The organism is Candidatus Omnitrophota bacterium, assembly GCA_025453395.1.
Lineage (GTDB): Bacteria > Omnitrophota > Gorgyraeia > Gygaellales > Profunditerraquicolaceae > JAlOQK01.
Genome location: JALOQK010000001.1, coordinates 258,279 through 272,391, shown reverse-complemented (window position 1 = coordinate 272,391; position 14,113 = coordinate 258,279). Strand labels below are relative to the sequence as shown.

At 43.0% G+C, this 14,113-nt stretch carries 2 pseudogenes; both read left to right on the top strand.

Annotation, left to right across the window (positions count from 1 at the left end):
• Positions 1-1,999 precede the first annotated feature (1,999 nt).
• Positions 2,000-12,190, top strand: a pseudogene (locus tag MUF05_01065) ((d)CMP kinase).
• Between the two features lie 120 nt (positions 12,191-12,310).
• Positions 12,311-14,017, top strand: a pseudogene (gene pgi, locus MUF05_01060) (glucose-6-phosphate isomerase).
• Positions 14,018-14,113: the final 96 nt, after the last annotated feature.

Genomic DNA, 14,113 nt, shown 5'->3' with positions numbered 1-14,113 from the left:
AGTTTGTACTAAAGACACGCTGGCCAATATTTTCGGAACATCCGACATTGAGCTAAACACAGGCGATACAGCCTTTGAATCCGCGATGAGCCCGGAGGCAGGGGCTGAAATACCATCTAGAATATTGGTGAGCGTAAAGGATTGGAGCGCGCAATCAATAGCAACCGGACTTAGGGAGAGTATTGTTCAGGCAGGGATTATACATATAGAGTTTTTAACCGAATCCTTAGAGCGTTATATAGCGGAATTGTTAAACGGATTTCCTGGTTCTAATGGTTGGGGCGGGTATTGGCGGCAGTTTGTAACCACTGAGCCTAACTACATGGCTTTATGTGTCGAGTATCTTTTTGGTGAAGGGGTACCCGTGTTTTATATAGATGGAAAAGTAGATGATGAGGGCGAGAGGGTGTCTTTTGAATGTAGTTTTGCAGAAGAGTTAGTTCTTGAACCCGAAGGTTGCCGATATTTAAATAAATCGGCACGAAAACACATAATTACCATAGAGACAGAAGACACGTATTCTAAGATTAAGATTAAAGTTTTTAATCCTGATTTTATCACCGTATTAGCCTCGGTGAGAGACGACTATAATCAAGAAATTCAATACGACAGGGCAAACAATAAGATTGTTGTTTGCGGTGTGGTTCAGGATGATATCGGTACAGCCTTAAGAAAATATGTGCAGCTACCCATGTCTGAGCATCTGGCAAGGATTGAAGGAGAGATAGTAGGCCAGGACTATCTCGCGTTACCGTACGGTAATCTTTATTTGAATGATTATTTTGTAGTTTATCATAACGGTAAAATCTATCACCGCGCAGGAGAGCCATTTGAAAGCAGGGAGGGAAAATATACCTCATTTATAGTTTGGAAGCAAGGGGTAGTCAAACAGGGAAGTAAGAAATTCACCATAGATAGCCTTACATATCATGCGCAAGACGGAAATGTCGGGGTTTTTCTGGCAGGAGATGATGTAACTGAAAAGATAGAGTATGCCTTTTATGGCCAGTTAATTGTAGGTGAAGGGGTTGCAGATATTAGGGAGTATTTACGCGAGAGGTTGTTTGATCGGTTTGATGATTTGTCCGGACTTTTCTTGTTCCCCGAGTTTGCCAACCGCATGAAACTAGGGTTACGTTATTTATATGAAAATAGAGAGGAAGTTAAAAAGGCATTAGATAGAAATTGTATCGAGTTCGAGTTACCTTTAGGATTAGATATTACTGGATTGCAGGAGACTATGAGGCGGTATTCGTATAAAGAAGCGCGCTCTTGGGGATATCCTGGTGTTGGCGAGTTTAAAATAAAAGGCGGAAGGATTAGAATCAATTATATCCGGGCTAGATATACTCACATATTTATCGGTTTTGATAAAAATGATAACCTGGTTATCGGTGCTGTAGTTGGTAATGGCAAGGCTAATACCGGGGAATCAATTGAGAAGATTTCCCTTGGATTAAAAGATAGGGGTGTTAAAAGAGCTATCTTATTGGGGAATGGCGGGGATACTATTCTTATTGGAAACGCAGGCATCTTCGCTAAAGCAGATAATGTTATAGAGTCTCGGGCTGCATCGGCAATTATAGTTCTTAAGTTGCAAGCCACAGATGAGATCTTTGAATCCGCGATGAGCCCGGAAAGCGCAGAGGAAATGGGGCCGGAAGTTATTAAAGAGCATATTCTAAGAGGGGAATATGATGCGGCAATTTCTGTCTGCCGTGCGATTTTAGTTTCTGATCCGGACAACCAGAGAGCAAAACAGTATCTGCAGCAGGCCGATAATCTTTCGGGCTGGCGCAGCATGATCCCTCGGGCACAGGCGATAATGGCCCGATATAAAGGTAGCATTGATTATATAGACACACGAAGCCTGATTCAGGACAGTCAGTTTATTAAAGACACCCTGTTTTATAATCCTCAAGAGAGCGAAAATATTTTGAATGAGCTGATGATGGTCGGGGCCGAGAACTCTAATGCGCAGATTCTATCCGTTTTTGTCATGATTGATATCGGAGAAGACAGGTTGGTAAGCCGCCGAGACCGGCATCAGGCATTAGGGATATTGCTTAGCGCGGTTTCATCCGGCATCTTGGCCAAAGATAACAGCCTCGCAAGACGCATTGATTTACACCACCACTCTTTCTATTCGGATGGCTTAAGGTCTGCAACGGGAGTAGTTTTTGCCGCTTGGTTTAGCGGGATGCGGGCAATTACAATTACGGACCATTTTACTTTAGACCATATGGAGGAGATGGTTCAGGCATGGGATCAGATATACAAATCCGGACTGGCAGGCGAATTTGAAGTTATCCCCGGAATCGAGCTTGATGTTTACGACGAAGTTTATAAAACAGAAGACGACCACTTCTTGGTTTACTTTCCTATTGGTTCGGCTATATCTGGCAGGGAAGATGCTCCTGCGTTTATGAGGTGGTTAAGAGATGTTCGTTGTGAAGAGATGAGCTTTCAGCTGCAGAAGCGAATTCTTTGGGCTAATAACCGCGTGGATTATTTGATTCAGAGGTTGACCGGTTATCAGGGTAACTTTGCGCTGGAGAGAGAGTGGCTACAGCTTGAAGAGCAGGATTTATTAGGCATAAGGACCAATATGTTATCCCGTCAAACAGTAATAACCGCGCTTCACCGCAAGTACGGCCTGGATTTAAATCTTATCCGCCAGGAATTAGATAAGGTAGTGCCGCGTAAATTTAGCGACATTCCGGCAAACGTAGAAATGTTTAGCGCCAACAATGGACACTACGGTTTTTCTATACAGGAAGTCGGTAGGTTTGTAAACGCACATGCCGGAGTGTTAGGTATTGCGCACTCCCGGTACCTGGCGCTAAATCCTGTTTTGTCGGCAAACATAGAAAGGCATACATCCGAGGGGCAGGCTAAGAGACTAGCAATGAAGATGCAGAAAGCCCGTGATCTTCTTACTCGGTACGGCGCCTATATTGATACTATTGAAGCGTACCATAGTGATCATAGCCAAGATTATATGGATGCCACTGTTAGATTAGCTGAAGATGTCAGGTTGTTAAGAGGCGCAAGAGAAGTAATAGTTACTGCTGGCAGCGACAATGAAGATTATCCGTTTAGAGGGGTTTATATGGGTATCGGCCGTAAGCCTGGACAAGCGGGCCATATACCTGAAGAGGTTAATACAGACGGCGTTACCGTGGAAAAGATTAAGCAATTAAGCGTTGTTAAGGCAGCGGCCTGGAAAAATAAGGTAAAGGTGGTATTGGTTAATTTGGTTGCTCTGGAGTATGCCGCAGAAAGACAAGGGGCCATTGCAGTAGCTACTTTAGCCGGGCACTTACGCAAATATACAGATTGCCAAGTAGTGGTTATTGATATGCAGAAATATCTTGATCAGATAGAGCAGGAGATGATTGCCCAGAAAAGGCAGATCTCGTTACCGGAAAGATTCCGTATGGCTACAGACATGGTTACTGCCAGGATTATAGAAGAGCGTCCGGATATCGCCGGCTTGACCATGAAATGGGGTACATTAAATATCGTAGAGAAGATTATGCTGCGGATTAAAACCGAAATGAAGGAAGACGCTCCGCTAGTAACCCTAGGTAATGTGGTTGCTACTTTTGCCCCCGATGAGTTAATACAGAGAAAGCTGTATCAGGAAACGGTATTCATTTTAGGGGAAGGAGAGCTGCCTTTACAAGAGATTGTTATAACTATGTCCAGGAACGCCAAGTCAAAGGACCGTAGGCTTTATGCCGCCGTGCCGAATATTAAATTAAGAATAGGCGAGCGGGTAGTGACTACCGAACGCGTAGTTATGGACTTAAGTCATTATGCCCTTCCCGATGAAAACGAGGCCCCGGAATTATTTACTATACCGGAAGAGCCCAATATTGCCATTGAAGCTAGTCGCGGCTGTCCTCATGCGTCTTGTACCTTCTGTTCTATACGAGCGCTTACCGGTTGCCCTAATTGGAGGCCGTTACCCGTATCAGAGCTGTTAAAGAGGATGCGCGTGTTTACGCAGAAAGGCGTACGTAAATTCCATTTTGTGGATTCGGAATTTATGGGGCCGACCAGTAGCGAAGCGGATTTTAAAGCCACGATGGACAGGGCCGCAGCCTTAGCCCAGGGGATAATCAAGATGAACGAGGAATTGGGGCTAACAGGTGATAATAAAATTCAGATTACTCATTTTTCGGCAAGAGTGGATTCTATATCTCAGCCTGCGCATCCGGAGAGGTTAACGAGGATGCTACAGGTATACAGTCTTTTGAGAGAAGCCGGATTAAAAAGAGTTTTCTTGGGTATTGAATCCGGTAGCCCATCGCAACTACGCCGATACGGTAAGGGCGCGACAGTTGAACAAAACGCTCAGGCCCTGGAAAGGTTTGTCCAGCTAGGTATTACGCCGGAGCCGGGATTCATCTTTTTTGATCCCTTGGTTACTGTGGAAGAATTAAAACAGAGTTTGGTCTTTATTGAAAAAACCAGGCTTTTTGAGACTAATGCTCGGCTCTTCGGGAGTCTTCGGCTTCAGAAAGGCTCTCCTTATATTGTTCTGGCGCAAAAAGCAGGTCTTGTTTGTGATGCGCCGCTGGATATAGACTTTGTAAGTTATCAAACCAGATTTCAGGATCCGCTGGTAGCAACAATAGAGGGGGTATTTACCAAATGGGAAAAGCAGTGCCGCAAGCTGGTAAAGTATCTCTATGTTTTACAGAGGAATCAGCAGGATGTGGAAACAAGAGCGCTTTTGAAAAAATACGTGGATGCGGTCAGACGAATAGATTTTGTTTTTATGAAAGATCTAGTTAACGCTGTGGATACGGCTTCAAGAAGAGAGGTTATCCGGTTGCATTTGGCTTCGGCTAGAGAATTCTTTCTGGAGATACAGACAGCTATAGTTCGCGGAGAATTGAGTGATCCCTCAGGAAGAATCTTGGTGGATTATCTTCAGCCGGCATTATTGTGCAATCAGGAACTTTCCGGAATTTTACCCGATTCTTTTTCTACCGATATGGGCCATGAAGAGAATTTCGAATCCGCGATGAGCCCGGAAGCAGATAGAGCCAAAGATATTCCTTTTCATAAACCTATCCTTCAGATAAGCCGGGAGGAGTTCTTTGCACAAATCCGCGCCCGCGGCTTTTACCGTCCGGGTTACTCTGGCAGCCGGCGTCAGGCAATCGGTGAAACATTAGATGAATGGTGCGGTAAGGGCGGCTGGGAGATCAGGTATTTGGTGGGCAGCAGGATAACTTCCAGGGAAGAAGCGATTGCGCATTATGAAGATGCTTATTATTACTATTTTTTAAGAAATCCCGATCAATTTGAATGGCTGTTAAGTACCGCCAGGGATGTATATGATGATTCTCCTACCAATGTTAGAAGCGGATTAAGATATAGCGTTCAAGAAACTAATAGGACGCATCTTCAGGATATCGCTATAAGAAGAGTGGTTAATAGATTAGGAGAAAGATTTCGCGGAGCCAGATTGGTTCAAGTTCGCGGTGGATTAGACGGCAGTATTATCGGTTTCGGGGCTGGAGAAGGGGCGCATTTACATCCTGGAGTTGTGCCTTTTCATAGGCCGGAACTGATAGCTCAGCCAGAATTAAAGGGCTGGTGGAAACCGGGCTCTATTGAGGCATTTTATCAAAGCAGTAAAATAATTGTTTTAAAAAATCAGGATTTTGAATCCGCGATGAGCCCGGAGGCAATGTTTACTTATTTTGATTCGATTATGAGCCCTGAATCTTACTGTGAGCACATTAAAGAAGAATGCTTTTTACCAGAGTATCAAGGGATAATCTTCAAGCAGGGGCGCTTTATTATGGATGAGGAAGTTGATATTCCGGCAGTACTTTTATTCCATTTACTCAAATTGAGTAGCACATTAGTAAAAGATAACCTTCCTGATGATGCGGTGCCGATTAGAATAGAGGTATCTTCTGCTCCTTTGCCGGCAGTATGCTGTAAGTTTATTAGTCTGACCGGTGAAGTTTACCTTGTTTTTGATCGGGAAATAATCGGGTATTTTATCAGTCGCAGGAAGCAATATCCGCGTGCGGTGTTAACGCTGCTTTCGCGTATCCTGCTACACGATTTAAACCATACCAATATAATACTATCACCAATAGAAGAAAAAAGCGAAGATGCCTGGATCGCCAAGCAGATAGATGTCCCAAACAGGAGGGATTTTCTTAAGAAGCCGGATTCAGCCAGGGCGCAAGAAGAAATCAATCAGTTGTTGCAGGGTGGTTCTAGATTATGCCAACACTTGATTGAGGTTGAGAATTCTTTGGCCGGTATTTCTGGTCTTCCCGATGCAGAGGCTGATCAGCGGATAAACGATTTTCTTGAAGAAAGCTGGAGATATTATGTAATGCAGCCCGGAGTTAAATTTTATTATATATATACAGGTATTTTCGCGTTATCAATCGATCCTCCGGTAATTAATCTTACCGGCGTAAACAGCGTAGGAAAATCTACTGTTGCCGAGGCAGCAGCAGATGGTTTTGATGCCATATATTTTGATGTCGGGCATTTCTATAGATGTTATGGCTGGAAGGCGCTTGATTTGGGCCTGGTGCGCTTAAATTCCGTTTCGGATGATCCAGCAATTCTCAATACGCCCGGATTAAACTCTATGGTAACCAAGATTAATATTATCCATACGATTCGGAATAGAAGAGTGGTTCTTAGTCTTGATGGCAGAGAGATGACCAGGGAAGATTTTGAAAGCGTGGGTGTGGATAAGGTAAGCTCGCTGATAGCTAATAATTCCGTTTTTCGGGAGACAATACTGAAGCCCACATTCGAGAGGATTCTTGCGCAAATAAAGATTTTGAATAAGCCGATTATTCTGGCTAATAGAACTTTTATCCCTGATTCTTTGTTGTATATATTTCTTGTGGCTACCCCCGAGGAAAGAGCGAACAGATATGCTGGCCGTATGAATAATCATAAACCCAAAGATTCCTTGGGAGATGTTGTGTCGCGCGACCAAAAAGAAATGAAAAGGACCTGGGATTGTGTTTTAAAATATCCCGGGCTTTTCCATATGGTAAATACAACCAAGATGTCTAAGAAGGAGCAAGCCGAGATTTTATTGGATATGATCTATAGCGGGATATATGAATTCAACAGAAGGTCTACTTTGCTTATGACCATATTTAATTTTTTTAATCATGACAGAAATGAAACCAACGGAGGGACGCTTTCGACATTTACCCTTCTTGGCGGAGAACAGGGTGGTTTAAATGATACGATAAGAAGGACAGTCTTATCAAAGTTTGCTGAAGACTTTGAGATTCTATCCGGAGAAAAGATAAGCGCTGAATCCCGTGAAACCGAAAGGAGATGGGGTGAGGCCCTGGCTACTTATTTGGATGCGCTGATAGTATCCATTGAGCCGGCAGGCATCAGTCCAGAATCCCGGGGGTTAATCAAGCTTCTTTGGCAGGGCAGACTGGATAAGTTCTGCCTCGAGTTCCGTAATCAAGAATCCTATATGCCTGATTCAACCTTAAAAACGATGTTCAAGGACATAGAAACAGCCCATACCCAATGGGCGAGTATGTCTGTTGGACTGCAGGGTATTATGCGCCGTTTCGGTATAAACATCAAAATCATGCTTTCCGAGATAGTGCCAAACATTGAGCTACTTAACCAACCCCTTAATCAGGCTGTTGCGGCCCTAAGAGATATCCAGTTCGATAAATTCCACCAGGCCTTAAGTCAAGCCAGGGAAAGTCAGCTTACCGACCAGGACCGGATTATCCTGGGTTTTCTTGATTATCTTGAAGAGTTATTTAAATATATTGATGATGCCAATCCCTGGAGCTTCTGCCGCCTTATTATTGAGGGGGGGCATGGTTTAGCTAACACTCTCACCGGTTTAAGGTTATTGTTCATATTTGATTATCTCAGGGGTGATATGCAGTATATATTTCTAAGAAGAAAGGCTTCCCGCCGGGAGATTCTAAACAAGTGGGGCATTCCCGAGCATACCGCAAACGCCGAATTAGCAAGAGGCCTGCAGCAGGAAAATGTAGATATTGATAATGTCGATGAGCAGGATTTCTTGAAGTATTGCCTTATCGGCCCATTAGATTCCTCTCGGGCTCATTCCGGGAGCCTGCGCCACTATATTTGGAACCAGCAGATATTTAGAAGGGCAGGAGAGCTTAGTTCGCTTCTTTCAAGAGGCAGAGCATTAGGCATGGAAGATCAATTTATAAGCAGGATGTGTAACGGATTATTTGTTGCCCCCAGCCGTGCCTTAAGCAATACCTTAAATGCCTTGACATGCGAAGACCTGGATGCGCTTATCAGACAGTGCGATAGCTGGGATATTGGCATGAGCGCCTTCCCAGAAATAGCTGAGCTTAGCCAGGAAAGGCCGGATATTGCCCAGACATTCGTTAAGATGGTCAGGAGGGCGCATACGCATCTTCCGCGGGGAGTCAAAGAGCATCGGAAAAGGCCAAGATTTAAAGAGCAGGCAATTTTGTTGCACGATTTATTTTTAGCTTTTCAAAAGGATCGCCGACGCTCGGTTTTAATTTATAATCCCTATGAAGGCTGGGGGCAGGGGGTTGCGGAAGAAGAAAATTGGACCGAACTTGTAGTTTTAATGGAAATTAGTCCTAGCGCATCAGAAGCTTTATCTCGGGAGATGAAAAAGATTCTTTCTTCGGGTTATTGTATAGAGGAGAAATGGAATTTGGAGGCGTCTTCGTCTTCTGGTAGAGGCATCGTTTTATTTGTTTTTGAAATCAAAGATGAACAGCGCAACGGACGCATCCCAGTAGATACCTTAGTGTGCAACTATTTACATGATCAAAATACCCAAGTTTATACCCGTGGCAGAGATACACTGGGGAAAGTATTTCTGCAGCCGCGAGAAGCGCCAACTGATGCCAGGGATGTTTTTGAATCTGGCATGAGCCCCGAGGCAGATTTCGGAGCTTTAAGAGAAATAGTTTCTCTCGACAACGGCGGCTCCTTTGACGCAGGCCCTAAAGATAATCAATTAATCGCCATAACTTCTGAAAAAGATTTTAAAGATTTAAAGCTGGAGAAAGAAGGGGTTATTGAACTTTCCAGCAATGAGGAATTAGTCGGCTCATTCTTCCTCTGGTTTAACAAACAAATCACAGTCAATTGTTTAAGTTGGGCTTTCCATGAATTATTCAAAAATGCGATGGAACACGGTAATAAATTTGATAAGAACAAGAAAGTAACGATTCAGTGGTCTGTGAATGATGAAAGGATGAAAATCAGCATTACCGATCAAGGCGCAACAATCTTTAACCCACAGCATAGTTTAAATTTAATTGATAAAGAAGTGCAATGGCTAAAAAGGCGCTATGGCGAGCGTTTTGACGAAGGTGATTTCAATACGACAACTGGAAGCGGCGAGTTGCTTGGCATATATTATGCGGGGAAGAATAGTGATGAAATCATTTTTGAGAATATTGATGATAACAAGGGAGAAAAGATTGGGACGCGGGTAACAATTATAAAATACTTTAAACAGGAAGTAGCAAAATGTATGCAATCCACTGCTTCTAATTTTCCCAAAGATAGTTTAGATAACGGCGGTTTCGTTGAGTCTGCAGGGGAAACTATACGCGTTCAGTGGCAAGGCGATTACTATCCGGAAGAGCAAACTACAGTATATGAAAATAAGAGAGACCTCCGAGCTTACCTCACTGTAAAGTTAAATAAGGAAATAACGAATCCAGATAAACAAATCCTTTTGCGTTTATGGTGCAACCAAGAGGATAATCCAAAGACATGGTTTGAAATCCCGATGCGCATAGTAAATGACTTTGGCGATGGGAAATACCGTTTTGAAGGAGAATTGCCCGAATTTTTCTCTGGCCGTTTTACTTACAAATTTTCTTCTAATAAAGGAGAAACATGGATTTGGCTAAATAAAGGCGTAAACGATAACCGCCAAATAATTAATTCGAATACAATTTCTTTACAACTAAATGAAAAAGAGGATTTTATTTCATTCGTTATGCCTTCTGTATCGTTTAAGGGTATTATTGATAATGCGCCAAGCATAGAAGAATTTTGTGCTGCTCATGATGGAGAAAAAGGCATTAAAAGAAATTCTCTTAGTGGAAACGAAGGCTTTGTCAATTATTTTGCGCGCTCAATAGTTACACAATTAAACGGCGAGGAATATAAAGTCATTTTTGCAGGTGAAATTGAAAATGGCGATAAGCGTTTAAGCGATAAAGTAGCAATTTATTTCTCAAAAAAAGATATGGCTATAAACATTGAAATTAACGGCGCGATGCAGGACAAGCTTTTAGGCAATGGTTCGGATCAGACTAGGGGAGAGTTGGGTTGGGATGAGGCAAAGATAAAGATTTATTTAAATAACGATTGCACAGTAGCGAAAGTAATGCATGAAAGAAAAGAAATGGGCCTCTCAAGGCTGGCGATAGCAATTATTCTAACTGGTGCCGGAATCCCGCGGCAATTCCCGGATTTATATAAAATTCTGCAGGAACGCTTAGGCCTGCAGGTTGCAAGTGATTTATTGCGCTATGTAGAAAAAACAGATAATCAAATAGCGTCTTTAAGTCTAATTTCCAGAATTAATAAGAATCCCAAAGATGCTAATGCAGAAGATATCCAGCGGGTTTCAGATTTAATTTATTGCAAGAGTTGGGTAATTAGGAGGTTGGTAGTAGGCTGTTTAGAGCGATTGGTAAAAATTGATAAGTTTTCTGCCAAGCAGTTGGAAAACCTGGCTGATTTTGCTTCGCGGTGCGATATAACAGAAGATTTACATCAGCTCAGAAGAACTCTCTTGGAAGATCCGGAATTTATCCTCAAAGCGCTTGAAACTTTATTTAATATTGAGTTATCGGTGAAAGATTTATCCAATGTTTACCTGCGTTGGTTTGGCAGTGGACAGAATAAGAATATTTATAGAGTTACTGTCAGTTTAACTGGAGGCAGAAAATTCGGCGTAGCTTTATCCACAATAAGGCATGACCCTATTGGCGCAGGTTTTGATAAGAGAAGAATTGAAAAATCTATAGAATTATGGAAAGAGTTGTCAGAGGCTAATTGCCCCTATGTATGCAAATTAGGCAATTCAGTATGGATAAAGGACTATCGGCCGCGTATGGCAGATATAGCGATTACGCATTCTTTTGAGCCTTGGCATTATATTGACCCATCCCGTTTGATTAGAAATGATATCAATGTTGTTTTTAGAGAGTTTGTGGAAGGGTTAGATTTAAATAAAATCTTGGATGAAGAAAAAATAACTTCAAAAGAAAAAGGCCGCGCTATACTTGTTGGTTTAGAGATATGTAAAGGCCTGTTGAATTTTTCTCCTGAGAAATTTTATATAGGCGATTTCAAGCCTTCTAATATCGTAATGAATACGAATGCCGAAGGAAAATTTAGCGGAAAAATAATAGATTTAGACGCTCTTAATGTAAATGGCAGCATAAAAAATATAGCCTGTTCTCTGGAGCCCAATGTTTGCTATCAAGAATATCTTCCCGGATTTTTACAGAGTTTAAAAGCCCCGCTTGATAATGGTGGCTATAGTTTGAATATTATTGGGCAAACGGGTAAAAACCGGGCAGTTGATGATTTTGCGCCAAATAGCGCGTTATTGAATACGAGGCATTCTCGCGGCCCTCCGGTTTTAAGAATTATTCCCGCTGTTTCAATTCCCGGCAAGGCAGAGGAGTTGTTAAGTTTAATCCGGCAATATGTCATCCCCGGGATCCAGCAGGCATTTCCTTTTGAGATTAACATAGAAGTTCTTCCCCCAATTCAAATTGATCAAGTGGTAAGCAATGTAGGCGGATATTTTGATGCAGTCCGCCAGCAATACATTCTCCCGTATCTTTTTGAAGGGACAAAAGAAAATATCCCCACTTTATATCTGACCGATGCAGACATAACCGGCATAACACAAAAAGGAACAGTATGGAATTGTCTCTTTGGACGCGTTCTACTGGGTAAAAACAAGGGTATCTTATCAGGGTTTAGATTTCAGCATTATAATAACAATATATTTATACAACGTATCGTTAAAAATATTATTCATGAAACAGGCCATTTAATCGGCAAGTTATTTACTGACCCCGGCACTTCCCGTCTACACTGCGAAAATCCTGCCTGCGTGATGCGCTTGAGCCAAACCGCAGCTGAGCTTGATAAAACAAATGCGCAGTTTTGTCCTTCCTGCAAGGCCCAGCTTCAGAGATTATCTCTTAAAAATTATGTAGTAAGCAGTCTCGACAACGGCGGGACAGATGAAATTACCATGCCAAAAATCAACCCAACCCAGACCGCGGCTTGGAAAAAACTTGAAGTACTCTCTGAATTTATGAAGAAGCAGCATATGCGTGATATGTTTGAGGCGGATCCGAAGCGTTTTGACAAGTATTCCATCCGTATTGGCGAACTGTTAGTGGATTATTCAAAGAACAGGATTGATTCAAAGGTGATGGATACGCTCATTGATTTGGCTAGAGAGGCTGGGCTTGAGGATGCGATCGAGGCGATGTTTACGGGCGCCGTGATTAACGAAACAGAGAAGCGCGCCGTTCTCCACATTGCGCTAAGGAATCGATCCAATGCGCCTATTTATGTGAATAAAAAAGATATCATGCCGGAAGTGAATCGCGTCCTAGCGCAGATGAATATTTTCGTAGATAAGGTTATTAGTGGCCTGTGGACGGGTTACACCGGCAAGATCATTACCGATATCGTCAATATTGGCATCGGCGGTTCAGACCTCGGTCCTGTGATGATTGTTGAGGCTCTCAAGCGCTATGCCGCGCGCAAAAATTTAAGAGTTCATTTTGTCTCTAATGTTGATGGAACGCATATTGCCGAAACGATCGTCGGCCTTAATCCAGAGACTACGCTGTTCATCATTGCTTCCAAGACTTTTACCACACAGGAAACCATGAAGAATGCCGATACGGCTCGTAAGTGGTTCTTAAAAGCGGCCAAGAATCAGGAGTACATTAAAAAGCATTTTGTGGCGGTGTCCACAGCGAAGAAGGAAGTCGAAAAATTCGGAATTGATACGGCTAATATGTTTGAATTTTGGGATTGGGTGGGTGGCCGCTACTCCTCTTGGTCGGCCATAGGGCTTTCCATCGCCTGCTATATCGGTTTTGACAATTTCAAAGAGTTGCTGTGTGGAGCCTATGAGATGGATCAACATTTCAGGAATACGCCCTTTGATAAAAATATCCCTGTTGTCCTGGCGTTAGTGGGGATTTGGTACAACAATTTCTTCAAAACTCAGACACACGCCATCTTGCCTTACGATCAGCACCTGCATCGTTTTGCCGCATACTTTCAGCAGGGCGACATGGAATCTGACGGCAAATCTGTCGACCGTAACGGTAAACTCGTGAAATATGAGACAGGCCCGATCGTCTGGGGAGAGCCGGGCACGAACGGACAGCATGCTTTCTATCAATTAATGCATCAGGGAACAAAACTTGTCCCCGCAGATTTTCTTGCTTTTGCTCAAAGGAGTTCTCAGCAGCTTGATAACGATGCGGAACTGAAAGCGGCTTTGGATGAACATCACAAGATCTTGCTTTCGAATTTCTTTGCGCAGCCAGAAGCCCTTCTGCAAGGCAAGAGCGCACAGGAAGTTGTTCAGGATTTAAGGAAAGAGAATGAGAAGAGAAGAGCGAACAGTCAGCCGGAATTGAGCGATGAAGAAATCGCCAGGATTACGCCTTTTAAGGTTTTTGAAGGTAATCGTCCGACTAATTCTATTCTGGCCAAGAAACTCACCCCGAGGACACTAGGCATGTTAGTCGCGATGTATGAACACAAGATCTTCGTTCAGGGTGTCATCTGGAACATCTATAGTTTTGACCAAGAGGGTGTCCAACTTGGCAAAAAGCTTGCAAACAACATTCTGCCTCAGCTTGAATCAACAGCCGATGTAAGCGGGCATGATTCTTCCACGACTGGACTTATCAATACTTATAAAGAAATGGCGAATACTCCAAAGAATGTGTCTGTCGACAACGGCGGATCAGACAACACCGGCGGGACAGGTATGCAAAAAGGTATTTGGCGGAAAATACCGGGT